Annotated in this window: 24 protein-coding genes; 19 read left to right on the forward strand and 5 right to left on the reverse strand. The window is 46.5% G+C overall.

Annotated elements, in window-relative coordinates:
• Positions 1–5: 5 nt before the first annotated feature.
• Positions 6–1586, forward strand: coding sequence for an FAD-dependent protein (locus tag WIG73_RS00170; protein WP_337398756.1), 1581 nt, complete (start codon positions 6–8; stop codon positions 1584–1586).
• 42 nt (positions 1587–1628) lie between these two features.
• Here WIG73_RS00170 and rbr read toward each other — a convergent pair whose 3' ends face one another.
• Together rbr and WIG73_RS00180 are read right to left on the reverse strand one after the other, a co-directional pair.
• Complete coding sequence (rbr, locus tag WIG73_RS00175) at positions 1629–2162, reverse strand: rubrerythrin (RefSeq protein ID WP_177679871.1); 534 nt, start codon at positions 2160–2162, stop codon at positions 1629–1631.
• Between the two features lie 154 nt (positions 2163–2316).
• Complete coding sequence (locus tag WIG73_RS00180; protein WP_177678245.1) at positions 2317–2682, reverse strand: hypothetical protein; 366 nt, start codon at positions 2680–2682, stop codon at positions 2317–2319.
• Between the two features lie 122 nt (positions 2683–2804).
• Here WIG73_RS00180 and WIG73_RS00185 point away from each other — a divergent pair, with 122 nt between their 5' ends.
• From WIG73_RS00185 to WIG73_RS00235, 11 genes are all read left to right on the forward strand, one after another.
• Entirely contained in the window at positions 2805–3062 is a 258-nt protein-coding gene (locus WIG73_RS00185; protein WP_177678247.1) for a helix-turn-helix transcriptional regulator, read from the forward strand.
• A gap of 159 nt (positions 3063–3221) precedes the next feature.
• Positions 3222–3992: a TIM barrel protein gene (locus WIG73_RS00190; RefSeq protein ID WP_337398757.1), complete on the forward strand. Its 771-nt coding sequence runs from the start codon at positions 3222–3224 to the stop codon at positions 3990–3992.
• Positions 3993–4090: 98 nt separating this feature from the next.
• Positions 4091–4396, forward strand: a complete 306-nt coding sequence (locus WIG73_RS00195) for a helix-turn-helix domain-containing protein (protein WP_249313626.1) — start codon at positions 4091–4093, stop codon at positions 4394–4396.
• A 105-nt stretch (positions 4397–4501) separates the two neighbouring features.
• Positions 4502–6373, forward strand: a complete 1872-nt coding sequence (locus WIG73_RS00200) for a hypothetical protein (protein ID WP_337398758.1) — start codon at positions 4502–4504, stop codon at positions 6371–6373.
• 137 nt (positions 6374–6510) lie between these two features.
• Positions 6511–7209, forward strand: coding sequence for a hypothetical protein (locus WIG73_RS00205; RefSeq protein ID WP_337398759.1), 699 nt, complete (start codon positions 6511–6513; stop codon positions 7207–7209).
• 3 nt (positions 7210–7212) lie between these two features.
• Positions 7213–7632: a tRNA (adenosine(37)-N6)-threonylcarbamoyltransferase complex ATPase subunit type 1 TsaE gene (gene tsaE, locus WIG73_RS00210; RefSeq protein ID WP_177678259.1), complete on the forward strand. Its 420-nt coding sequence runs from the start codon at positions 7213–7215 to the stop codon at positions 7630–7632.
• Between the two features lie 3 nt (positions 7633–7635).
• A complete protein-coding gene (gene tsaB / locus WIG73_RS00215; protein ID WP_337398760.1) occupies positions 7636–8343 on the forward strand; it encodes a tRNA (adenosine(37)-N6)-threonylcarbamoyltransferase complex dimerization subunit type 1 TsaB in 708 nt (235 codons plus the stop codon).
• 1 nt (position 8344) lies between these two features.
• A complete protein-coding gene (gene rpiB / locus WIG73_RS00220) occupies positions 8345–8782 on the forward strand; it encodes a ribose 5-phosphate isomerase B (protein WP_337398761.1) in 438 nt (145 codons plus the stop codon).
• Positions 8783–8790: 8 nt separating this feature from the next.
• The gene (locus WIG73_RS00225; protein ID WP_249313631.1) at positions 8791–9270 is read left to right on the forward strand and encodes a deaminase; all 480 of its coding nucleotides are present in this window, start codon (positions 8791–8793) and stop codon (positions 9268–9270) included.
• A 99-nt stretch (positions 9271–9369) separates the two neighbouring features.
• The gene (locus tag WIG73_RS00230; RefSeq protein WP_249313632.1) at positions 9370–9951 is read left to right on the forward strand and encodes a sigma-70 family RNA polymerase sigma factor; all 582 of its coding nucleotides are present in this window, start codon (positions 9370–9372) and stop codon (positions 9949–9951) included.
• 40 nt (positions 9952–9991) lie between these two features.
• Positions 9992–11113, forward strand: coding sequence for a zf-HC2 domain-containing protein (locus WIG73_RS00235; protein ID WP_337398762.1), 1122 nt, complete (start codon positions 9992–9994; stop codon positions 11111–11113).
• A 296-nt stretch (positions 11114–11409) separates the two neighbouring features.
• Here the strand turns inward: WIG73_RS00235 and WIG73_RS00240 are convergent, their stop codons facing one another.
• Positions 11410–11652 carry a hypothetical protein gene (locus WIG73_RS00240; RefSeq protein ID WP_177678271.1) on the reverse strand — a complete coding sequence of 81 codons (243 nt, stop codon included), beginning with the start codon at positions 11650–11652 and terminating at the stop codon, positions 11410–11412.
• Between the two features lie 90 nt (positions 11653–11742).
• Positions 11743–15198: an SGNH/GDSL hydrolase family protein gene (locus WIG73_RS00245; protein ID WP_337398763.1), complete on the reverse strand. Its 3456-nt coding sequence runs from the start codon at positions 15196–15198 to the stop codon at positions 11743–11745.
• A gap of 198 nt (positions 15199–15396) precedes the next feature.
• On the opposite strand from WIG73_RS00245, the gene WIG73_RS00250 reads away from it, so the two are divergent.
• From WIG73_RS00250 to WIG73_RS00270, 5 genes are all read left to right on the forward strand, one after another.
• A complete protein-coding gene (locus WIG73_RS00250; RefSeq protein ID WP_337398764.1) occupies positions 15397–15654 on the forward strand; it encodes a hypothetical protein in 258 nt (85 codons plus the stop codon).
• A gap of 102 nt (positions 15655–15756) precedes the next feature.
• Positions 15757–16218: a MarR family winged helix-turn-helix transcriptional regulator gene (locus tag WIG73_RS00255; protein WP_337398765.1), complete on the forward strand. Its 462-nt coding sequence runs from the start codon at positions 15757–15759 to the stop codon at positions 16216–16218.
• Positions 16215–17951, forward strand: coding sequence for an ABC transporter ATP-binding protein (locus WIG73_RS00260; protein WP_337398766.1), 1737 nt, complete (start codon positions 16215–16217; stop codon positions 17949–17951). The genes WIG73_RS00255 and WIG73_RS00260 overlap by 4 nt, the downstream gene beginning before the upstream one ends.
• Positions 17952–18026: 75 nt before the next feature.
• Positions 18027–19829 (forward strand): ABC transporter ATP-binding protein, encoded by a 1803-nt coding sequence (locus WIG73_RS00265; RefSeq protein WP_337398772.1) that lies wholly within the window; start codon positions 18027–18029, stop codon positions 19827–19829.
• Between the two features lie 123 nt (positions 19830–19952).
• On the forward strand, positions 19953–20927 hold the full coding sequence (locus tag WIG73_RS00270; protein ID WP_337398767.1) for a GGDEF domain-containing protein: 975 nt from the start codon (positions 19953–19955) through the stop codon (positions 20925–20927).
• A gap of 20 nt (positions 20928–20947) precedes the next feature.
• Here WIG73_RS00270 and WIG73_RS00275 read toward each other — a convergent pair whose 3' ends face one another.
• Positions 20948–21136, reverse strand: a complete 189-nt coding sequence (locus WIG73_RS00275) for a DUF1540 domain-containing protein (protein WP_177678010.1) — start codon at positions 21134–21136, stop codon at positions 20948–20950.
• 120 nt (positions 21137–21256) lie between these two features.
• Between WIG73_RS00275 and WIG73_RS00280 the strand changes: the two genes are divergently transcribed.
• Complete coding sequence (locus WIG73_RS00280; RefSeq protein WP_337398768.1) at positions 21257–23788, forward strand: GH116 family glycosyl-hydrolase; 2532 nt, start codon at positions 21257–21259, stop codon at positions 23786–23788.
• Positions 23789–23791: 3 nt separating this feature from the next.
• On the forward strand, positions 23792–25819 hold the full coding sequence (locus WIG73_RS00285; protein ID WP_337398769.1) for a beta-galactosidase: 2028 nt from the start codon (positions 23792–23794) through the stop codon (positions 25817–25819).
• Positions 25820–25866 lie beyond the last annotated feature (47 nt).

The raw sequence follows: 25866 nt of genomic DNA on the forward strand, positions 1-25866 counted from the left end.
GTGCTATGTTTGTTAAAATAAGCAATTTAAAAATGCCCATAGACGCCCCCCTGCCGGAGGTTTTAGAGGCGGCGGAGGGGCTTTTGCATATTCAGAGAAGCGAGCTGCGATCAATGAAGCTTTTGCGCAGGTCTGTTGACGCACGCCACGGCAGCGTGCAGTTTGTTTATACCATTTTGGCGGAAACAACAGCCGAGGTTTTGTGCGATGGGAAAAAGCTCATTTCAATAACGCCAACAGCAATGGATGAGCCGGAGTGCGGCAAAAAGGCGCTTGCACACCGCCCGGTGATTGTGGGGTTTGGCCCCTGCGGCATGTTCTGTGCCCTGTGGCTGGCAAGGCGGGGTTACCGCCCGCTGGTGTTAGAGCGCGGCGCAGATGTAGACGCGCGCACCGCAGCGGTTAACGCGTTTTGGAAAACCGGAACGTTAAACGAAACTACCAACGTGCAGTTTGGCGAGGGCGGCGCGGGGACGTTTTCCGACGGCAAGCTCACCACCCGCATTGGGGACGCTTCTTTAGAAGCCATTTTACAAGAGTTTGTGCGCCACGGCGCGCCGGAAGACATTTTATATAACGCCATGCCCCACATAGGAACAGACGTGCTGAAAAGTGCTGTAAAAAACATTCGGGAAGAAATTCTCTCATTAGGCGGGGAAATTCAATTTCAAGCTGCCGTTAGCGACATTGTCTTGAAAAACGGGGAAATAACGTCCGTCCGCTTGGCCGGCGGCGGCGAAATTCCCTGCGGGCCGCTGGTAGCGGCCATTGGCCACAGCGCGAGAGACACTTATGAAATGTTGTTTTCCCACGGAATTGCAATGGTGCAAAAGCCCTTTTCCGTGGGCTTTCGGGCGGAGCATCTGCGCGGGGACATTGACCGCGCCATGTATGGCAAGTTTGCCGGGCACCCATTGCTTGGCGCCGCACCCTATAAGCTTTCATACCGGGAAGGAGACCGGGGCTGTTACAGTTTTTGCATGTGCCCCGGCGGAAGTGTGGTGAACGCCTCCTCCGAACAGGGGCGGCTGGTGACCAACGGCATGAGTGAACGTGCGAGAGATGGAAAAAATTCCAATAGCGCCATTTGTGTGTCTGTTTCCGGAGCGGATTTTGGCACAGACCACCCGCTTTCGGGGATTGCCTTTCAGCGCAAATTGGAAGAAGCGGCGTTTGTCGCAGGGGGAAAGAACTTCTGCGCCCCGGTGCAGCTTTTGGGTGATTATTTAAACGGGCGCTGTTCTGCCCGGTTTAAACATGTTCGTCCCAGCTTTTTGCCCGGAACCCGGTTTTTTGATTTAAACCTGCTGCTTCCGAAGCAAATAAACGATTTTATGAAGGCCGGTATGTTGCGCTTTGAACGCAAAATCCGGGGCTTTACCAACCCCGGCGCGGTGCTGACCGGAATAGAGACGCGAACCTCCGCCCCGGTGCGTATTTTGCGAAACGAAAATTTAGAAAGCGTGTCGGTCCGAGGGCTTTTCCCCGCGGGGGAAGGGGCGGGCTATGCCGGCGGTATTATGAGCGCCGCGGCAGACGGCGTTCGCATTGCCCATCAAATTATGAAAACCTATCAGCCGTTTTAAAAAAAACAGGCGGAAACGTTTCGTTTCCGCCTGTTTTTTGATTTAGGGAAGCTGGTGAAACACTTCGAAATAGGCCTTGGGGTGGGCACAAACCGGGCAAATTTCCGGCGCGGCCGGGCCTTTGTGAATATATCCGCAGTTCCTGCAAATCCAAATTGCGTTGCCGTCTTTGGTGAACACTTTGTTTTGCTCCACGTTTTCTAATGTGCGTTTGAAACGTTCCTCGTGCTCCTTTTCAATTTCGCCTACATGCTCAAACAGCCAGGCGATGTGGTCGAACCCCTCCTCCTTTGCAACCTGGGCAAACTCGGGGTACATCTGCGTCCATTCGCTGTTTTCCCCGGCGGCCGCAACGGCCAGGTTTTGTTTTACGTCTTGAATGCCAGACAGCTCTTTCAGCCAAATTTTCGCGTGGGCATATTCATTGTCCGCTGTGGTCTGAAAAATGCCTGCAATTTGTTCATATCCCTCTTTTTTTGCCGCGCCTGCAAACATGGCATATTTATTTCTTGCCTGAGATTCGCCGGCAAACGCAGTAATTAAATTTTGTTCTGTTTTTGAGCCTTTCAGTTCCATATTTATTCTGCCTTTCCGCCCGCTGATGTAAAATGGCATCGCTTCTTTAGCGGGCTTTTTTAAGAAGCGCTTTTTCTTCCCCTGCCGCGGGGCTTTCATCTACCATTATTGCCCAAAAAAATTTTTTTATACGGAAAACCTGTATAGAAAATTTTTAAAAAATCAATTTGTTCAGGCAGGCAAAAAAATCTGATTCCAAGACGGGCAGTTCCAAAAATGCGTCGGCACAGCCTTCCGTTATGCCCTGCACAAAATCCATCCAAACATGACGGCTGAGAACGACAAATTTTGTTTGCTTACTATGACGGTGCATTTGTCTTAATACAGACATTTTTTCTGCTATGGGCAGGGAAAAGCCGATGAAAACAAAGTCTGGCAGAAACAGGTGATATGCCGCAAGGCCCTCTAAAGGAGTGCAGGCATATTTTACTGCAAAACTGCATGCATTTGCACGATTTAAAAAAAGTTTTACGTTATCAAATTGCGTAATGTCTTCGTTAATGATTAATAACTTTTTCACAGATATCCCCTCAAAATATAAAATAAATTTACGTTTTGCTGATTATTAACACAATTATACAAAAGATATATGTTAAAGTCAAGAAAAATTCTGAACTTTAACATATAGTGAGTGTGATTTGTATGAAAATTTATGATTTTAATGGAAAAAAGAATATTTGTGGAAACCAAATTCGGTTGGCGAGGGTTAGAAGAAGAATGTCGCAGTCTGACCTGGCAGCAAAAATGCAGGTGGAAGGGGTAATTTTGGAACGGGACAGCATTTCGCGGATTGAAATTGGCACCCGGTTTGTTACCGATTATGAGCTATTAACCTTTGCAAAGGTGCTGAATACTGATATTGACTGGCTTCTTACAGACGGGGATGATGCGGATGCTTGAGACTGCCTTTTTATATTTTAACAGTTTTTAAAGTTCGAGAAAGTTTCTTGACAAGCGTTGTAATTCGTAATATAATATAATTAATTGTGTAACATTTGCAGATTATGACAGAAAAAAAGACAAAATGTGACGAATATTGCGCAGAATGGAGATTGTAAAATGGAAAAATTGGGCTTACAGCTATTCACCATCAGAGACTTTTTAAAAACCCCTGAAGACGTAAAAAACAGCTTTTCGAAACTCATAGAGCTGGGCTACACCGAAGGGCAGACCGCAACAAGCGACTGGTATGGCATGGGCGCGGAAAAGTTCCGCGACATCTGCCGGGAAACCGGGCTTTCCATTTGCGGAACACACTATAGTTTTGACCGCATTTATGACGCCACCGACGAGGTGATGAAAGAGCACGAAATTGTGGGTACCACTAACATTGGTATCGGCGGAATGCCGGGTTTATCTGAAATGACGCTGGAATCTGTGAAGGTGTTTGTTGAAAAGTTTAACGAAGTTGCACGAAAGATTCATAAGCACGGCTTTAAGCTTACATATCACAACCATCACTGGGAATTTGCCAAGCACAGCGATGTGCGGATTATGGACTATTTGGCGGACAACTTGGACAAAGACGCAACCTCTTTTGTGCTGGATACGCACTGGGTGCAGGCCGGCGGCGGCGACGTAATTGACTGGATGAAAAAGCTTGCCGGCAGGATTGATATTCTGCATTTGAAAGATTATAAAATTGAAAACGGCGAACGGGCATTTGCCGAGATTTATGAGGGCAACATCAATTTCGACGGCGTTTTGAAAACGGCGGAAGAAATCGGCGTGAAGCATTATGTTGTTGAAGAAGACACCTGCCCCGGCGACCCGTTTGACAGCATTCGGATTTCGGCTGACAACTTAAAGGCAAGAGGGTATTTAAAATAGTGGAGTTAACGTTTTGCGGCTTCGTAAAATGTTGATGAATATAAAGGCTTCGGATGGTTTTTGTGCCGGCCGTCTGCGGCTTGTAGGATGTGATTCAGATGAATAGGGAATGCACATTGGGGAAAGATGAAAAGCAGAGGTTAATTCATTGTCTTGCAAAAAGCCTGAGGGGATTCAGAGCAACGTGCGGATGGTCGCAGGAGAAACTGGCTACGATTATCGGCGTAACAAGGCAGACGGTACTCGCGGTCGAAAATGGGAAAAGGGAAATGACCTGGACAATGTTTTTAGCGTTTTCACTGTTGTTTTTGGGCAACGAGAAAACAAGACAGAGCTTTATCGAGTCCGGCGCGTACACGGAAGAACTTGCATGCTTTTTAGGCATTAGCGAGCGTAGACGATAGGAACACAATTTAAAAGGGGGCACCCGCGTGTATTTGTCTTTTTTGGGGCGAATATGCGCGGGTGTCGTTCTAACTGCACTTTGCAGCTTTCGAGGTGATTTTTTTATGAAAGAGCATGAAAAAGCGGATAAAGTGAATATGGAAGAAGAACCGGCCTTTGGAAACGCCAGTTTCGGCATTCCGGCCGACTGCACCCAAAAGCAGAAGATGAGCGGCATTAAGCTAGCCTGCTACATTGTGGTGGTTCTGCTGGTTTGCAGCGTGGTTTACGGAAGCTACCGGGCTGCCACCTCATACTTTTTGCCGGTGATGACGTTTGACAAGTCGGCCCAGCCGATTTTATATATTAAAAATTCCGAAGTGACGCTGAAAACAAAAGAGGACCGCAAGGGAAAAAGCGTGGTGAATTCTGAGCGGTTTGTAAGCTCTGACGCCCAGCGCTATGTACAAATGTCTGCAGACGGAAGAACTGTTTTTTATGCGCAAGACAGCGCAGACAGCGCAGCTGGCTTCGATTTGTGTTACCGCAGAGTTTCGGCAATTGACGACGACAAAGACACACCGGAGGAGGCCGTGCGTATTGACGGCGGTGTGACTGATTTTAAAATTCATCCCGAGGGGCAGTTTGTGCTGTATTTAAAAGGGACGCGGCTGTATTTTTCCAATTTAACCAGCGCACACGTTGTGGCTTCGGACGTTTCCGATTTTTATTTGAGTAAAAACAATCAGCAGATTGTATATTATAAAGACGGCGGAAAAATGTATACCTGCGGAACGGCGAAGAAGGACATGCCTGTGTTGGTTGATACAGAGATTGACAAGGTGCTTTCGGAAAAGGATGAATATGCCAAAGTTTTTTATATCAAACAGGGCGCGCTCTTTTTGAAGGAAACGGACAAGGAAGCAGTTTGCCTGGCAGAGGACGTGAAAGATGGAATTTTGCTGGGGGACTATGTGTATTTTGTGAAAGAAGAAGTGCGGCCTAAGCGGTTTCAGGAGGTATTTTATGACGACAAGGCAGCCCGGGACGCAGGGACGGAAAAGCCGTTGAAATCAGATTTTATGACGCCGGACGAAACCGGGCAACTGGTTTTCGACGAAGCTGGGTATAACGCCGCGCTGAAACGGTTTGAGGAAAAAGAGTTCCGCGAATCCATCCGAAATTATTTTTTAATAAATCCTGTGATGGAACCGACAAATGTGCTATATACCATGAAACGCAGCGGTCCGAAAGAGGTGGACGCCGGACTGACGGAAGCATCACTGGCTTATAACAGCTGCAGGCAGGCCATTGTTTATAAAAAGGAAGCCAAAGGAAATGAAAAAATCAGGTTCAGCACGGTTGAAAGTGTTGACGATGCGCTTTTAAAAATTGCGGACAAGCAGGCGGAGCAGAAGGAAAACAGCCTTTATGTGCTGATGAAAGACAAGATGCCGTTTTTGGGAATAGACCGGTTTCCCGGCGGGCAGATTGAAATTTCTTTGGACGGAAAGTTTTTATATTGCATTGAAGACGTAGGCGATGACGGCCGCGGAACCCTTGTGCGCTATACCATGAGCGCAAAAGAGCTGAAAAGCAGAAAGGAACTGCGGGAGGGCGTGACGGATTTTGCCTTAGACGGCGCGGATTCTACCATTGTGATGGTGTTTGACGGGAACAAGCTGGGACTGAGCGCGGGAGATACGTATACGCACCTTTCAGACAGCTCCTGCCATTCGTTTTTCTATGTGGACGGCACCCTCTATTTCTTTGACGACTATGATTTTGCATCTGAATCGGGCAGACTGAAAACGTTCCGTGACGGAAAGATTAAGCTTGTGGACACAAGCGTGCACGAATTTGACGCAAGAAACTTAAAAACCGTAGCCTATATTAAGCATTTTAACAAGGAATTTGGCTTTGGAGATTTATACCTGAAGAGCGGCAATAAAAGAGGGAAAAAACTGGATATTTGTGTCAGAAGTATTCTGCATTGACACAATTCGGAAAACTGCCATCCAACAGAGCGCAATCAGGCGGGGTTTGGACAAGTTTTTCTTTACTTTATCTTTTATTTATGGTATAATATACGCAAAATAAAGGTAGAATTTAAATTTATTAGGAGGTAATGGGAATGAGAAGGTCGAAACGGTCTAGAGAAGAGGACTATATAGAAGAAAACGAAGAATTGGATGAAACAGAAGATTTAGAAGAATATGACGAAGGGGATTATGACGGGAACGATTACGGCGAAGAAGGCTATGACGAATCCGACGAAGAATTCGACGAAAACGGCGAACCCATTAAAAAATCCGGAAAGGGTAAAAAGGTTTTAACCGTTTCCATCATTTTGGTTGCTTTAGTGGCGCTGTTTTTTGCGTCTTCCAAGCTCACGGGCCTGTGGCTGGACTATAACCAGGAGCCGTCGAGCTATCAGAGCGACGCACCTGACTTAGATGATGACAAGTCCCTGACTGATGATGTGGACAACACAGAAAACCCGGCTGAAAATAGCGAGGCGCCCGTTGTAAACAACGACGATTCCAAGCCGTCTTCAAAGGCAACGTCTGCGTCTACGTCAAAATCCAGCTCGAAAACAAGCTCCTCCAAGAGCACAAAGCCCAGCGCAAAGGCAAGCTCCAGCGCAAAAGCTTCGGCTTCCGCTTCGGCAAGCAGCAATGCATCGAAATCACCTTCCGCTAAGCCAAGTTCTGCAGCTCCGAAATCAGAAGCACCAAAAACTACAACGCCTGCAACTTCTACGCCGAAACCGGAAACGCCTTCTGCCAAACCGTCTTCTCCTGCCATTGTTCCCGGCAACCCGGCGGCATAAGGCATGGAACTGAAAACGAAAAGCAGCGGAGAAACGCAAAACGCTGCGAAAGAATTTGCGGCGCGGCTTCGCGCCGGCGATGTAATCCTCCTGCGCGGTGAAATGGGCGCGGGAAAAACCGTATTTACAAAAGGTCTGTGTCGGGCTTTGGGCGTAGAGGATTACGTTACAAGCCCGACATTTACTGTTGTGAACGAATATGAGGGGAAGGCGTTCCCCATTTATCACTTTGACCTTTACCGGATTGAAGACGAAGACGAGCTTTTGGAAATTGGGCTTGAGGAATATTTGCAGTCCGGCGGCGTGTGCATCATTGAATGGCCCCAGAACGGACAGCGGTATTTGCCGGAGCACAGGTATGAGGTGGAACTGAAAAAGGAAGACGGTGCAAACGACAGGACAATTGTAATTTTAAAGAGGTAACCTATGTTAATGCTGAGCATTGATTCATCATCTCAGGCGGCTACCGCCGCTGTTCTGCGAGACGGTGAGCTGTTATGTGAATATACGCAAAATCAAATGAAAACCCACTCTGTGAAAATGCTGCCCATGATTGAGCAAATGTTAAAGGACGTGGAGCTAAAGCTTTCAGACATTGATGTGTTTGCCTGCGGAATTGGGCCGGGGTCATTTACAGGTGTGAGAATTGGCGTGGCAACTGTGCGCGGGTTTGCAAAAACACTGAACAAAAAGGTGGTTCCTGTAAACAGTCTGGAAATTTTGGCCAACAATGTTTCCAGTTTCAGCGGAAGTGTGTTTGCGCTGTTAATGGCCCGGGAAAATGAGTGTTACGCTGCTGTTTATGAAAATGGGAAGGAAGTTGTTTCCCCCTGCGTGATGACCACCCGTGAAATTGCTGCTTTAGGAAGCAATCAGCCCTGCCTTTTGGTGGGTGACGGGGCGCTGAAAAACAGGGAGTTTTTTCAAACTGCGCTGCCGGGCGCGAAAATTGCGTTTGGCCGCAGCAATGTGCTTTCCGCCGCGTCGCTGGGCGAGATTGCTTTCCGAAAGAGCGCAAATGGCGCAGTTTCAGACTGTGAGGGGCTAATTCCTCTTTATCTTAGAAAATCCCAGGCGGAGCGGGAATATGACGAAAGAATAAAAACGGTGCCGTCAGGCGGAAAGGATGCGTAACATGAAAGTAGTAATTGGCTGCGACCACGGCGGCTTTGAACTGAAAGAAGTTTTATCCGCCCATTTAAAGGACAAAGGGTTTGACATTGTTGACGTGGGAACCTACGACACCAATTCTGTGGACTATCCCGACATTGCCAAAAAGGCCTGCGAAGAGGTGACCTCGGGCAGGTGTGAATGGGGCGTGTTGATTTGCGGAACGGGAATCGGCATTTCCATTGCCGCCAACAAGGTAAACGGCATTCGGTGCGCACTGGTTTCAAACGAATATTCCGCTGAAATGACCAAACGGCACAACAACGCCAACATGGTTGCCTTTGGCGGCAGAGTGACAGGCCCGGATCTGGCAAAACATATTTTAGACGCCTATGTCGGCGCCGAATTTGAGGGCGGCAGGCACGAAAAACGAATTGAAAAAATTAGCGCTTTGGAAGGGTGACAGCCTGTATGAAACAAAGACGGGACAAAACCAACTATTATTTAGACATTGCCCAGGCAGTGGCGGGCCGTGGAACGTGTCTCAGGCGCCACTATGGTGCGATTATTGTAAAAAACGACGAGATTATTTCCACCGGCTATAACGGCGCACCCCGGGGCAGGAAAAACTGCATTGACTTAAACCACTGTGTGCGGGAGGAACTGAAGGTTCCCAGCGGCGAGCGGTATGAGCTGTGCCGGTCTGTTCACGCAGAAGCCAACTGCATTATCAGCGCCTCCCGGCGGGATATGCTGGGGGCGACCCTTTACCTGGCCTGCCTGGACGGAAAGACAGGAGAGCTTTTAGCGGGCACCAACAGCTGCACCATGTGTAAGCGGCAGGTGATTAACGCAGGAATTCAAACCGTAATAATCCGCGATACAAAGGATGAATTCCGCGTAATAGACGTAAATAAATGGATTGAAGACGACGATTCGCTATCCGATTAAAAAATTTTTTTAAAAACTCGGCCCGCGCCGGGTTTTTGGTTTACTAATCTTCATTTAATTGGGTATCCTATAGATGATTATGGAAAGGAGGGCATTGTTTTGGACGAGAATGAACTGATTCGCCGCAGCAAGGAAGGCGATACGGAAAGTTTTTCACAGCTTGTGCTGATTTATGAGCGCAGGATTATAAACTATGCCTTTCGAATGTTGCGAGACCAAAACGACGCGGAAGACGCGGCCCAGGAAGCCTTTTTAAGAGCCTACCGAAAGCTGGACTCTTTTAACGGCGACGCGGCATTTTCTACCTGGCTTTATACGATTTTAAACAACATTTGTTTAGATATTTTAAGAAAGAGAAAGCGCAGCGGCGAACATGCCCAGGTGAGCATTAATCAAAGCAGCGCAGATGACGATGAATATGAAATTCAGATAGAGGACTCCTCTCCCGGTCCCTACGACAGCTACCGCAAAAAGGCGGCCATGAAAGCGCTGGAGGCGGCAATTGAAAAGCTATCCGACGAGCACAAAGCGGTAATTGTCATGCGGGACATTCATGGGTTGGAATATGACGAAATTGCAAAGGTGACGGGAACCTCATTGGGAACGGTGAAATCCCGCATCAGCCGGGCAAGAATTGCCCTCAGAAAAATTTTGGAAGAAGACAGGGAACTTTTCACTTAAAATTTCGTCTTATTCTATAGAAGAAAGGAGAGAAGCACATATGGCAAAATCGGAATGCACGAACATATTAAATTTAATACCGCTTTATATTGACAACATGCTTTCCGACGAAGAGAATGACATCGTGTGTGAACATATAAAAGAATGCGCGTCCTGTAGGGGCGAATATGAATTTTTAAAATCTATCATGGCAGGCGCCGAAAGCCTTCCTGAAATAGAAGTTCCGAAAGATTTTCACGAAACTCTGATGAACAAGGTTCGGGCAGAGGCAAAAGGCCAAAAACTGCACAGGCACAAATTTTCGGGCTGGCGTTCTTTTGCCGGAATTGCCGCGGCTGCCGCGGTGGTTGCCGTTTCAATCGTATCGTACATCAATCTTGAGGGGAACGGAAATTCTGTGAACCCTGATGAATTTATTCCGTCAACATATCCTTCTGAAGCGCCGGGTCAGCCGAATTCTGACCAGGGCACAGACGTTGTGCTGCCGGGCGTGGAGGACAAAAGCGAACATACACAGTCACCTAAATCGGACGAAAGTGGGAACGCGGCGCAGCCTTCAGCTAAGGCTCAGCCCTCTGCCAAGGCACAGCCTTCGGCTTCAGCACAGACACCATCTGGTGTAAAAACAGGCAATAACAACCAGAGCGGCCAGACACCTGCCGCGGCGGACAAAAATACCGTAAAACCGGACAACTCCCCATCGGCACAGCCACCGGCGGCGGATAACCGTAGCAATGGGGGAACGGCACCGGAAACGCCTATGCCGGCTGATGTGAACAGCAACGATATTTCTGCCTTTAAAACAGACAATGACGTAGACGAAGCTGCTGAACCCAATGTTGTGTCTGACAGCGCTGGACAGGAGGCAAAGTCCGGCGGCGGAGGAAGCTCTAAAGGAAGCTTAGGAGCAGATCCTACGGCAAACGGGGCCACGGCTGAGCGCGCGGCAAGATTCCGCGTGATTAACGTGACCGTTTCTGAGGAGGAATTCAGCAGGGCAAAAGAAATTTTGTCGGGCTATCAAAAAGACAAAACCGGCTACCGCATGGAGCAGGACGCTGACAGCGTGCTTTCCAAGCTGGAAAAACTGAAGGGTTTTTCTGCCAAGGCGGATTTAACTGCTGACGCTGACAGCGACTACATTGTGTTAAAAGGTGAATAAATAAAAATAATAAATTGTAAATTATGAACTGTACCAGCAAGGCTACTAAAAGACGTATTTGGCTTAGGAATGTTCTATAGAATTTCCGTCTTAACAAAGACGGTGTAATGTCATAGTCTTGAATCAAAGGGGAAAATACGCTTGCGATATATTGAAATGGTCACTGTGGAGTTGTAACTCTGCAGTGACCGTTTCTTTTTTTGAGCGTTATATATTCATGCTATAGCTACTAAGTTGCATGTATTTTTTATTTTTGGATATAATTTTTTATAGTGCTGATTCTAATCTGTCTTTTATTATTCCGGTTTGCGCTTGTTTTTATTAATGAGACCAATGATTAGCCCGCCTAACAGCCCTGCTACGACGCAAATAATCATTCCCCTGAGGAAGTTCCCGAACAACAGGTTTCCTGCAGAAAAGCCAGCGGCAACGCCAAACGCAAAACCAATGCCGATAAAGCCGCCAAGCGACAGGCGTTTCACATCTTCATACTCCACTTTTTCTGTATCTTCTGTAACAATTTTATTTTTTTCTTCCATTTTAACCGAATCCTTTCCGTAACAAATAAGGCTTGCGCAGCAAAGACTTTCTGTACATATTATATCATGCTTTCTTAAAAAATGCAAATGTTAGTTGGTTTTTGGTTTGCAGTAATAGTTTCCGGTTTCCAGCGCACGGATAATTGTGTCTGCATAGACAATATGCCCCTCAGCGGAAGGGTGAATTTCGTCATATAAATATCCCTCCGAAACAGCGTCGCTTCCATTTAAATGGGTTCGCAAAGCGCCGGACAGGTCAATCTGCGGAATGGAAAACTCCTCTGCAACCAGGCTGTGATACCGCGACAGATTGGTGTAGCCCCGGTCGGCGGTATATAGAAAGATAATATACGGAATTTTTTCGCCTGCACAAAGCAAATTCACCATTTCACGCAATTCGCTGCGCATGTCCAACCCGCCGTCATCGGCGGAAAAATCAATGAAAACCACATCCGGCTGCCGGGCTGCTACATCTGCCGTCCGCAAAAGTCCATCTGCCGTGGTGCTGCCGTCCTTTGCAGATTGGACAATTTGAATGGTTTTGTTGTAATAGGTATCTTGAAAATATTCCGAAATAAAGGCGCTGTAAGAGTCAGTTTCAGGCGCATACAGTCCCTTTCCGCACATGGGGGAGCCGCCCAGGAATGCAACGGTAATTTGCTCCTGCCCATCAAAGGGAGTGTTGTTTTTTGGAAACGACAACGCCGTTTTGCTGTCGCAGCAGGGCAGCATGGATGAGAAGCTTTCAACGGCAAACAGCTTTACCTTTGCTGCGCCGTCTAAGGGTGCAGCACCGTGCAGCTCATTTGCGGCCGTCTGCGTTTCAACGGGGATATAAACCGTTTTTAAAAGCTGGTTTTCCGAACTGTAAAACGCCAGGCAGACATCAACTTTGGGCTGTGTAAAATTCGGCGCAAAAACAGACTCGATTTCATATTCTGCATCAGCCCCCTTTATGGATAGGCTGGGGAGCACTTTTCCCGCTACAATTTGCTCAAATTGAACGCGGCAGACCGCGCCGGTTTCGCCAGCCTTGCTTTTCGGAATAATTTCTATTCCCGGCCGGCTTCCTAAAAGCATGTCGGGAATTCTTAATAACGTTTTGCTGTCCCCTTTACAATAGGTCATGCCAATTACGGCATAGTTTCCATTTTCGTCCCCTGAAAGGAATTTTAAGATGGAGTTTCCTTCCTCCACGTTATCGTTAACAGTTTCGAAGTCGTAATAGATTGTAAAATAATTGCCCACGTAAAGGGAGGCGCCGGTGTCTTCCGCGTGGAGGTTGTCAATTTTAATTTCGTCGTCTAATTTATTCAATTTCTGAATTTGAATGTCTGCCAAGCGAAAATCCGCCGGCCCGGACGCGGCAATTTTAAATTTCGGCAGGCGGTAGTGGTCGCCTTCATAATCCCAGCGGTAAACACATTCATATTTTTTCCACTCGTCTGTCAATTGCATATTCTGGGACGTTGGCGGTACTTCGTCGGCGTTTGACGAAACCCAGCCGCTGCCGTTATAAAACTGATAGTTCCAGGCGGTGGGCATCTCCTGGCTTTCGTAACCGTCTGTGGAGTTCATGCGGGCAAAATAATCGTCATAAACCAGCGTTTCGCCGCTGTTTACATTTAATTCGGTGTATTTATGGGTAAACAGCGGGCCCTGATACATATAATATGGAATGTCGCCGGTATCACCCGTCAGACTGCCATAGCCGAAGCGTCCCTCGGTGTTGATTTCGGTAACGTCGCTGTTTCGAACCGGGCCGGTTATGCTTCTGTCAAACATGGGGGAAAGGCTTTGACCCACGCTGTCCGGCGAGTCGGCCCTGGCCCAGAAGGAAATTTTATAATAGGTTTTGTTTTGCACCTCAACGCTTTGACCGGGACGGCCATCCTCTTGTGAAAACTTTAGCACGTTGCTGCAGGGCACGCCGCTGGCTTGGGCAAAGGTTTCGTCTTGAACAATGGTTCCTGTCCCAAAAATGTTGGGCAGCAGGTTATTTTCACCGGGGGCGAAGCAGGTACTGTCCCAGGTGGAAAGGGTGTTTATGTCCTGGGGGGATTTCATGCTTAAGTCCCCGTTTAAAACAAGCTCCATAGGCTCGATGGAAATGTCGTCAAACCAAACCTGAAAATCTTCAAACCCCGCATAAACTGTGTTTCCGGACGGGTCCTCATAGGAATAGGCATAGGTCATCTCCTGGCCGTTAATGGTTTCGTTTATTAAAGCAGCAGGAATTCCATTAATGCGGAAGTCCAAGCGCACAGAGGCGTCGTTCTCTGTGTCGCGGCCTAACATGGTTTCGTTTGGTTCATACCAGATTATCTCAAATTTTTCATAGTTTTGTGAAAGCTTCTTTTTTAAAATCGTATCTGCCCATTTGTGTTTGGAACGTTCTAAACGGTTTTCACCGGGCCGCTCGGGAATCATTTTAAAATAGAAAGGTTTTTCTTCAAAATAGCTGACAAGTGCGTCAGATGCTTTTGCCCAAAATGAAATTTTATAGGCCCTGTTGTGAATAATGGAAGTGTTTTGGTCAAGATGGGCGGACAGCTCCATATACCCATTCGGGTTGCCGTTATAGGTCAGCCTTAAAGCGTGGGTGCTGCTTTGCGATGGAGCGACGTCATTTGCTATCGTTTCAATTTCCGCTTTGGAGGCGGTAGACGTCCAGCGCACGCCGGAGGCGGCAGACCACGAGGAGCTTTCAAAGTCGTTGGTGACGGAAGCGTCTTTTACCTCGCCCGCTTTTTCCGCAAAGGGGGTTAGGCTCCAGTCGTCAATGGCATAATCGCTGTAAAAACCGTTTTCGTCAATATTTCCCTCGCTGTCGGTGATGGAGGCAATAAATTCGTCAGTATAGTCGGAAAGGGTTTTAATAGAATGTTCGTTAGAGCCAATGCGCAAAAACATGGAGCAGGAAACAGGCTCCGTTTTTTTAACAAAATATTTTCCCAGCTTGCCCGGCATGGTAAACGTGGTTTCCGCAAATTTCCAGTCGCCGGACATGGTGCCGTCTTCCTTTTTAAACCCAATTTCTGCACCTGTAATTTTCACCAGGTTATAGTAACCCGAAACGGTTTGGACGGGAATGGTGCAGGCTTCGTCCTCATAAAGCGGGGTGCCGTTGTTCATAATAAAAAAATTAAAGTTTGGCGCCACTTTATAAATTTCGTTTGCAATCAGCTTCACCCAAGCGCTTAACCGGTAGGTTCTGCCGGGAACGAGGTTTAAGTTTTTCACGCCGTTGTTCACAATGCCGTTTATGGTCGCCGCGCTCTCTGCCCGAACATGCAGCGCGGCGGCAGAGCCGCCGGCGCCGGGCACAAATTCTTTTTCCTCTGCACGGTTATCATAACTTGTTGCAATGGGAAGATTTTCATCGTTAAAATCGGACTCATTTTCAAAAGAAAAGCAAAAAGCGTCGCCGTCATATTTTGACGGGACAGATTCTTTGGCAGCCGCCGCAGCTTTTGTTTCGCAAGTGTAGGAAAACGCAGGTAAAATCAGGATAGCAGCAATGAGCAAACACACAAACTTTTTCATAGGTTTTCAAGCCTTTCCGCCCTTATGCAGGGACAAACTTTTTTACAATTTAAATTAATTTGATTTTAACATAAAAATCCGGAACGTGCAACTTTTTTCTGCATTGTCAAATTACTTCGTTTTACATATTTTTGCGCTGGGTGAAGAAACTAAAAAAGGGGCGTTAAAACCTTTTTAATTTAAAGTGAGGTGGGTTTTATGAACAGAAAAATGTATGAAATAAACGCGCGAAAAAAACCGACTGAGCAATATGACCACTTAGACGACGCATATGGAAATGCCAGCTCTGCAACTGAGTGTACGGGATTAATTGCACACGCCCCGCTGACGGAGGAGGAGTTAGAGTCCTTTATGGATATTTACGATTTCTCACCGCCAATTGTGATTTCTGACAGCGCCGAGGCCGGAAGCGGCCCCGCATATGGCAGTGACATCACCACTGACAGCATCAAATAAAGTTTGAACAATTTATGAAGTCTATTGACATGAACGATGAAGCGTAGTATAATTAACCTGTTAATAATTAACAGGTTAATTATTTTTTAAGGAGGCGGTGAAATGGCGCAGGAGGACGACAGGCTTATGGAGCTTGCTCATGGGTTTGTTAAGGTAAATCGGCTGCACCGTGCTTATTGCGACAGGCTAATGGCGGAAATTGATATGCACAGAAGCCAGCATATGATTTTGATGAACCTGGCACATCAAAGGACAAAAACATCACAAAAGGAGCTGGCCGACAGGCTGGAAATTAGTCCGGCGGCGGTTGCGGTGATGATTAAAAAGCTGGAAAAGGGTGGATTTATTTCAAAAAATTCATCAAAAGGTGACAGCCGTTTCAACGAAATTGCAATAACCGAAAAAGGACGGAAAACGGTGCAAAAGACCCATCAGTTTTTTTTAGATGTAGATAAAACGCTGTTTTCCGGAATTGACGATACGGAGCTGAGCGTTTTGGAACACTGCTTTGCAAAAATGGCGGAGAACCTGACAGATGTGTTAAAAAAGGAGGAAAACACATGAGACGGTGGATGAAATATGTAAAGCCCTATAAATGGTATTTTATTTTAGGGCCGCTTTGTATGATTATTGAAGTTGTGGGCGAGGTAGTTATGCCCAAGTTTTTGGCGTCGATTATCAACACCGGCATTGCGGATAAAAGCGTAGGATATGTGCTGATGATTTGCGCGTTCATGGTGGTTACGGCGCTTTTGATGATGGCCGGTGGCGTGGGCGGCGCCTATTTTGGCGCAAAAGCGGCAGTTGGCTTTGCCACAGATTTAAGAAAAGACGTTTATGGAAAAGTGCAGGAGTTTTCGTTTGCGAATATTGATAAATTCAGCACAGGGTCGTTAGTGACGCGGCTCACCAACGATATTACACAAATTCAAAATTTTATCAACATGCTTCTGCGCATGTGTTTAAGAGCACCGGGAATGCTGATTGGCGCGCTAATTATGGCAATTCTTTTAAGCCCGTCGCTGTCTGTTATTTTTGCGGTGGCAATGCCGGTTATTTTAATAACGCTGCTGTTTGTTATTTCAAAGGGATATCCGCGTTTTTCAAAAATGCAGACGAAAATCGATGCGCTCAACTCCAACGTTCAGGAAAACCTGACAAACGTGCGGGTGGTGAAATCCTTTGTACGGGAGGACTATGAACGGCAAAAGTTTGGTACATCCAATCACAATTTAAGAAAAGCCACCACCTCGGCCATGACGGTGATGATTACCATGATGCCGCTTATGATGCTGTTTATGAATTTAACAACCATTGCTGTGCTTTGGTTCGGTGGAAACCAGGTTATTGCCGGCGGCATGCCGGTGGGGGATTTAACTGCGTTTGTTACATATATCACGCAGATTTTAATTTCCCTTATGATGGTTGTAATGATGTTTATGACAAGCTCCCGTGCTTTGGCCTCCGCAAACCGTGTGGTTGAGGTTCTGGACGAAGAGCCGGATTTAAACGATTTTCATGCGGCACACAAGGATGCTGAAATTCAAAACGGAAAAATTGAATTTCGCAATGTGGATTTTAAATACTATAAAACCAGCCAGGATAAGGTGCTGGAGAATATATCACTTACCATTGAACCGGGAGAAACCGTGGGCATTATCGGTTCAACTGGCTGCGGAAAATCGACACTGGTGTCCTTAATCCCGCGGCTATACGACGCAGACAGCGGAGAGGTTTTGATTGACGGCATTGATGTGCGCGACTATGACTTAAAAAAGCTGCGCCAGGGGATTGGCATGGTTCTGCAAAAAAACGTGCTGTTTTCGGGTACGCTTGAAGAAAACATGCGTTGGGGCAAAGAGGACGCCACCATGGAAGAAATTGAAGAAAACGCAGGCTACGCCCAGGCGGATTTGTTTATTAAAGGCTTTACAGACCAGTATCAGACAGAGCTGGGGCAGGGCGGCGTGAACTTGTCCGGCGGACAGAAGCAGCGGGTTTGCATTGCACGTGCACTGATTAAAAATCCGAAAATCATTATTTTGGACGACAGCACCAGCGCTGTGGACACGGCAACAGAGGCAAAAATCAGAGAAGCGTTTTCTACAAATTTGAAACATTCTACAAAAATTATCATAGCCCAGCGCATTACGTCCGTTTCAGGCGCTGACAAAATTGTGGTGCTTGATGAGGGCAAAATCTGCGGTGTCGGTACCCACAAGGAGCTGCTGGCAAGCAACGAAGAATATCAGGAAATTTATTATTCGCAGAACGAAAAAAAGGAGGCGAATGCATAAATGGCCGCAAGAACATTAGAAGTTTTAACGAAGCGTTACAACAGTTCACCAAGAGCCGCAGCTGGCGCACAACCCATGCCCGGAGGCGGGCCGGGTGGTGGCCCTCGTGGCGGCAGGCACGGCTCCGGCGGAAGCGGGAGGCCGAAAGACACAAAAAATGTGCTGCTAAGGCTCTACCGTTACCTTTCAAAATATAAATTCAGAATTGGCATTGCGCTGTTTTTCATGCTGGCTCGTGCAATTTCACAGATTGTGGGATCCTACATGCTGCGACCTATTATTAACGACTATATAGCGGCGGGCAGGCTTGAGGGATTTGCGTTTGCGCTGGCAGTTTTGGCATCGATTTATTTTGTGGGTGTTATTTCCACATATTTGCAGAACCGCATTATGCTTTCTGTTTCGCAGAGCACCATTGAGGCAATCCGCAACGACCTGTTTCACAAGGTGCAAAAGCTGCCGGTGCGTTTTTACGACACGGAAAATACCGGAGAAATTATGAGCCGGTTTACAAACGATGTTGATAATATTGGAATGATGTTAGATTCCTCCGTTATGACGGTGGCGTCCGGTATCATTTCTCTGGTGGGAACTTTTGCCATGATGCTTTACACCAACATATGGCTTTCGTTGATTACGGTTGTGTTTGTTCCCATTTTTGTGAAAGGCGGCGGCATGATTGCAAAGCGCAGCCGCAAATATTACTCCCAGCAGCAGGCGGCGCTTGGTGCCTTAAACGGTTACATTGAAGAGTCGGTTACAGGTCAGAAGGTTGTGAAGGTGTTCAATCACGAGGAAGACTGCAAAGCAGAATTTGGACTTTTGAACGACGACCTGAAAGGCAAACAGTTTTTTGCCCAGTTCTTCGGCGGCATTATGGGCCCGGTCATGGGGAATATGAGCCAGGTTTGTTATGCGCTGACTGCAGGCATTGGCGGTGTGCTCTGTGCATTAGGCAAATTTGACATTGGCGGTCTCACGGTTTTTGTAAACTATTCCAGACAGTTTTCACAGCCGATTAATGAAGTTTCCATGCAGATGACTACTGTGTTTTCAGCTTTGGCTGGTGCCGAGCGGGTATTTCAAATTATGGACCGTGAGCCGGAAGCAGACGACAAGCCAAAAGCAGTTGCGCCTGAAAAAATTCACGGCGACGTGGTCTTGGAAAATGTCACCTTTGGCTACAATCCGGACAAAATAATTTTAAAAAATATTTCTCTTTATGCACACCCAGGGCAGAAAATTGCCTTTGTTGGCTCTACCGGTGCGGGAAAGACTACCATCACCAACCTGTTAAACAGGTTTTATGACATTGGCAGCGGCAAGATTGCCATTGATGGAATTGATATCTGCGATTATAAGCGGGATTTTCTGCGGCAGAACATTGCAATGGTGCTTCAGGATACCCATTTGTTCACTGGTACGGTGATGGAAAATATTCGCTACGGCAGGCTTGATGCCACCGATGAGGAGGTTATCGCCGCGGCAAAGACAGCCAGCGCACACTCATTTATTATGCGGCTGTCCGACGGGTATAACACGGTTTTGTCGGGTGACGGCGCAAATCTTTCCCAGGGGCAGCGTCAGCTTTTAAACATTGCCCGGGCGGCGATTTCAAAAGCGCCGATTTTGGTGCTGGACGAGGCTACAAGCTCGGTTGATACCAGAACAGAGCGTCACATTGAGCACGGCATGGATCGTTTGATGGCAGACAGAACCACATTTGTCATTGCTCACAGACTGTCTACTGTGAGAAATGCTGACGCAATTATGGTTTTGGAAAACGGCGAGATTATTGAGCGCGGAAACCACAACGAGCTGTTTCAATTGGGCGGCAGGTATTATGAGCTCTGCACAGGACAAAAAGAATTAGACTAATTGGAAAGCACGGTGATTTTCACCGTGCTTAATTTTTTTGCTTGACAAAAGTATTAATTTACTTGACATAAAAGGTGCAAAAACGTATAATGAAAGATAATAGATGTGTCTGGAGGTGGCAGTTTGGAACTGTTTTATTTTGTTTTGGTGCTTTTGCAGGCAATGCTTATAACTGTATTTTCGTTCCATGCCTGCTGCGGAAAGGTGCGCCGGCAGCCAGTGATAGCAGGTATGGTTCTGTGCGCTTCGCTGGTCTATTCGTTTTTCGTGTTCCTACTGGCAAAACAGGCCGCTTTGTTTGTACCGGACTGTTATTTCAGCGCGGCTGTTTTACTTTTTCAAACCGGATTCTATCTTGTAAGCATCTATTTTTTCTGGGGTTTTCTTCACGGGGCATTCTTATTTATCATAGACCATACTGTGAAACGGACACAAAAATTGTTTCTATTAGCGTCTGTTTGCTGGCTTGTTTTTCTATTTGCTGCAGAATTGCCTTTTCAATCGGGAGAAAGCCGTGGGGTGCAGTTTTTCACAAGCTTTCCTGCAGGGGGCGGAATGGTTTTAAGCTGCGTAGTATTTTATCGCTTAGCGAAGGCGGAAAGCAACGCAGAGCGGTTTAAACAAAAGAGTGAAATTGATGTTACCACAGGACTGAATAACAAAAATTCGTTTTATGATGATTTGGAGATTGTCATGGAATTAAACGAACCATTTTCCATTTATTTTATGGACTTAGATAATTTTAAAAGCATCAACGACCTGTTCGGCCACAGCATGGGGGACGAATATTTAAAGGTTTTCTCTGATCGCGCCGGAAAAGCATTGAACGGATTGGGCAGATTATACCGCATTTCGGGGGATGAGTTTATCTTCTTGCATTTGGGTGGGGAAAAAGAAGAAATAAGACGAAAAATTGACGGAATGAACGAATTAAAAGAACTGGTTTCCGGAATACACAGGTTTCCGTTTTTTGGTGTGAGCTACGGAATTTCAACTTATCCCTGTGATGCGGTAGGCCTGAAAGAACTGTTAAGCGGGGCTGACAAAAGGATGTATCAACAAAAAACAATACGGAAAGAAAACGGCGCAGTTGTTTAAACTGCGCCGTTTTTTCAAACCTATCTTCCGCCCTTAGGCACAAACGTTGCACACTGCACGCTGCACTGCTGAACTGGGTCGCAGGAGCAAACTTTAATTTCAGAAGCCTTGCACTCCTGGCCCTCCCCGTGATATTCGCAGTTTGTCACATCACAGGAAATACCTGCAATGGGCGATTGTGTTTTTTCTGGTTTACAACAACATGACATAATAATAACCTCCTTTACAATTGTTATCCTTTGCAAATAAATTTATTTTATTCGAAAGAATTGACATGGAATTTTGCGTGTGATAAAATGAACTAAATTTTATTTTGCGGAGGGATTTTTTTGTTATACGAGAGAGAGTATTTAAACGAAATTTCATTTCCCTTAGGAGGAATCGGAACTGGTTCCATTGGCCTTGCAGGCAACGGCCGGCTAATCGACTGGGAGATTTTTAACCGTCCCAACAAGGGCGGCGCAAACGGCTATACCAATATTGTTGTCCGTGTGAAGGAAAAGAACGGCAAAACGTTTGTTAAGGTTTTGAACGGCGACATTTTGAAGGACCTGACAGGCACTTACAAGCAGCAAATGTATTCAGGCTTTGGTTTCGGGCCGGACAAAGAGTCTATGTGCGGGCTTTCCCATTTTAAAAATTGCTCCTTTTTAGGTGAGTTCCCGGTTGCAAAGCTAACGTTTACGGACGATGATTTTCCTGGAGCCGTGGTGCTTACAGCGTTTAACCCGCTTATCCCGGGCGACTGCGACAGTTCGTCAATTCCGGCGGCGTTTTTTGAAATTTCATATGAAAATAAAACCGGCGCGGAAGTGGAATTTTCTGTTTCGTTTTCTCTTCAAAACCCCTTTGACGTTTCGAAAAATGAAGCGGGGCAGGTCGGAGATATTTCTTTCATCAAGCTTTCAAACGCCGGGGCAGATCAAGAGGAAATAGCCTACGGAGACCTGTGTCTGGCGACAGACACAAATAACGCTTCTGTTCAGGAATATTGGTATCGCGGCGGCTGGTGCGACGGCATTTCAGTTTATTGGCGCGAACTATTGGAAACCGACCGGCTGCGGGAGCGGCATTATGAGGAAACCGGCGTTCATGATATATGCGCGCTGATGGTGTCTGAATCGCTTTCTCCGCAGCAAAAAGGCAATTTTCGGTTTGTGATCTCCTGGAACATACCTAACAACTGCAATTACTGGGACGAAGCCCCAGAAGTGAAAGGTAAAACCTGGAAAAACTATTATGCAACCGTTTTTGAAAATTCTGTTCAATCTGCGGCGTATTCGCTCCATGAATGGGAACGGCTCTACAGCGAAACGGACGAATACCGTTCTGCCTTGTTTTCCTCTACGCTGGACAGCGCCGTGATTGACGCCGCGGCTTCTACGCTGTCGGTTATCAAATCGCCTACAGTGCTCCGGCTGGAAAACGGCGAGTTTTACGGCTGGGAGGGCGTGCACGAAAAAGCCGGTTCCTGCGAGGGAACATGTCAGCACGTGTGGAACTATGCCTATGCTCTGTGCTTTTTATTCCCGTCATTAGAGCGTTCTATCCACGATTTAGAGTTTACATACAGTACAAGCGAAGACGGGGAAATGCAGTTTCGGTTAAGGCTTCCTTTGGGTGCCGCGCCGCACACGCACATTCCCTGCGTAGACGGGCAGATGGGCGCGGTAATTAAAACCTATCGGGAATGGAAAATCAGCGGAGACGACGAGTGGCTGAAACGGCACTTTGACAAAGTGATGAAGGTAATTGACTACGCCTGGAGCGACAAAAATATATGCCAGTGGGACAAAAATCACGACGGCGTGTTAGAGGGCAGGCAGCACCACACGCTGGACATGGAGTTGTTTGGTCCGTCCTCCTGGCTTCAGGGATTTTATTTGGCCGCATTAAAAGCGGGAGCCGAAATGGCAGAGCATTTAGGCTTTCATGACAAAGCCGCCGAGTATCGTGAATTGTTTGAAAACGGAAAACAATATACGAAAGAACATCTGTTTAACGGAAACTATTTTGTTCAGGAGGTGGACCTGGGCAATAAACAGATTTTAGAGCACTTCGGTGTGGCAGACACCTATTGGAACAGTGAAGCCGGTGAAATGAAATATCAAATTGCCGGGGGCAGCGAAATTGACCAGCTTTGCGGACAGTGGCACGCAAACCTTTGCGGGCTGGGTGAAATTTTTGATAAAGCCCAGGTGAAAACCGCACTGAAAAACATGTATGAGCTGAATTTTGTAAAATCCATGCGGTCTATTTCCAATATGTGGCGGAATTTTGCCGTAAATGACGACAGCGGGGCAATTATCTGCGCCTATCCTAAAGACGTGTATAAGCCGGTGATTCCCGTGCCTTACTGCGAAGAAACCATGCACGGTTTTGAATATCAGCTGGCGGGCCTTATGATCAGCGAGGGAATGATTGACGAGGGATTAGAAATTGTCCGCGGCGTGCGCGGCCGCTACAACGGTGCAAACCGCAACCCGTGGAACGAAATTGAGTGCGGCAGCAACTATGCCCGCTCAATGGCAAGCTTTGCCTTAATACCCATTTTCAGCGGGTTTTATTTTGACATGCCCAACAAAACCATTGGGTTTGACCCTCTTTTAAACCAGCCTTACTTTAAAACCATTTGGAGCTTAGACTGCGGCTGGGGAGTTTATGAAAAGACAGAAACGATAACAAAAATTATCATCAAGGGCGGGCGCCTTACGGCGAATAAAATCCGCCTGCCTTATATAAAAGATATAAAAACAGTAACGGTAGACGGAGAAAAAACAGCGTTTTCGTTTGAAAACGGCGTTTTGTGCGTGGCGGCAGAAAACGTGCAAAAAGAAATTATTATAGAACAGGAGAAATAAACAATGGATTTATTGTATGGATTTTCATTTTATCCCGAACATATTTATGAGGAAGAAGCATATCAAACGGACTTAAAGCTCATTAAAGAATCCGGCGCAAACGTGGTAAGAATGGGCGAGTTCTGCTGGGATGTGTTAGAGCCGTCAGAGGGTGTTTACGACTTTTCCACAATTGAGCGTGCCGTAAACGATTTGGGAAAAATGGGAATTCAGACAATTATCTGCACGCCCACGGCGTGTCCACCTGCCTGGATGTCGAGAAACTATCCGGAAATTGCCTATGTGGATAACCGCGGCGTTCGGCGTGATTTCGGCGCGCGGCACCACTATTGTTACAACAACGAAACATACCGCGGTTTTACAAAAAAAATTGTAGAAAAAATTGGTGAAACATTTGGGAAAAATCCTTATGTTATCGGTTTTCAAATCGGCAACGAGTTTGCCCAGGAGGGCAGCGGCAGATGCCACTGTGATGTTTGCCGCGGAAAGTTTATCCGGTCGGTGAAAGAACGTTACCAAACCACAGAAAATTTAAATCAAAGCTGGGAACTGCGGTTCTGGGGGCAGAGCTATACTGATTTTAACCAGATTGAACTGCCCATTGCTCCCACAGAGCGCGACGCGATGCCGCTCATCAAAAGTTATTTTGACAGCCCGTCCCTGCGCCTCAATTTTGAGCGGTTTGCAAGCGACAGTTTCATTGAATATTTTAATTTGCAAGCGGACATACTGAAATTATATACGGATAAGAAAATAACGACAAATACCACAGGATTTGGCACAAACGGCGTGGATTATTTTAAAATGTTTCAAACAGCCGACGTATTCGGCTTAGACGCCTACCCGGATTTGTACCGCGACAATATGGACAATTCCTCCTTTGAAAATTCCTTTGCCAGAAATGTAATTAGAAACGAAAAGTTCTGGATGCTGGAGTTTTCCATCGGCGGCGGCCACGGTTTGTGGTCCGGCGAGGGCAGGCTGCAGCCATATCCCGGCGCAATTGAAAATTCAGTTATGCACACCTTTGCATCAGACGCAGGCGCTGTGGTGCATTTTCAGTATAAAATTTTCTGCTCCGGTGCAGAGCAGTTAAACTATGCGCTAATTGACCAGGACCGCGTACCCAGGCGCCGATATTTTGAATTCCAAAGGACAATGGAACATTTAAAGGAACACAGCGCGGTTTTAGAACATTCCCAGGTGAAAAAAGCAGATACGGCAATTTTGATTGACTACAACTCTCTGTGGGCGCTCCGCATTAAGCCTGTCAAGCATGAACATTCCTACATCGGTTATGCCTGCAAACTTTACACGGCGCTGAAAGAGCTAGGCTACAGCGCTGACGTTATATCATGGAAGAACGATTTTTCAGACTATAAAACGGTAATTGTTCCGAATATGTTTGTTATCTGTGACGAAGCAGTGGAAAAGCTGAAAGCATATACTGCTGCCGGAGGCACCCTGGTAGGCACCTTTCTAACGGCGATTAAAGATACAGACAATGTAGCTATCAGCGAGTCGGGCCCCTGCGGGCTGACAGAGGTGTTCGGCGTAAACATTTCTGAAATAGAACCGGTTTTTGAAGATACTGTTGCAACGATTGATTTTGGCAGTTTTCAAGGAAAAGACAAATATTGGCTGGACGTTTTGGAGAGCAAAGGGGCAGAGCCCATCGGAACCTTTGCAAATTCTTATCGCCGGGGAGAAATGATTGTCAGCAAAAACAGTTATCAAAAAGGAACGGCTTATTACATAGGAACAGCGTTTGACGACGACTGCACAAAAAAATTATTAGATACAATTCTAAAAGAAGCAAGTGTCGCAAAAACGCCTTTCACCTTTGGAAAAGGTGTTGAGGTTATTACAAGGGAATGTAGCGGTGGCGGCATTGTATACTATATATTTAACTTTAAACGGGAAGATGCTCATGTCCAAGCAGAGAAAAACTGCACATGTGCAATTACCGGAAAACAGCTTGGAAAAAGTATTAAAATTGCTCCGAAAGGATATATTGCAATAAAAATTTAAAAAAAGATAAAAAAGGGGGTTGACAAAAGGAGAGGGATGTGTTATTC

The organism is Congzhengia sp. (genome assembly GCF_037235575.1).
Classification (GTDB): domain Bacteria; phylum Bacillota; class Clostridia; order UBA1381; family UBA9506; genus Congzhengia; species Congzhengia minquanensis.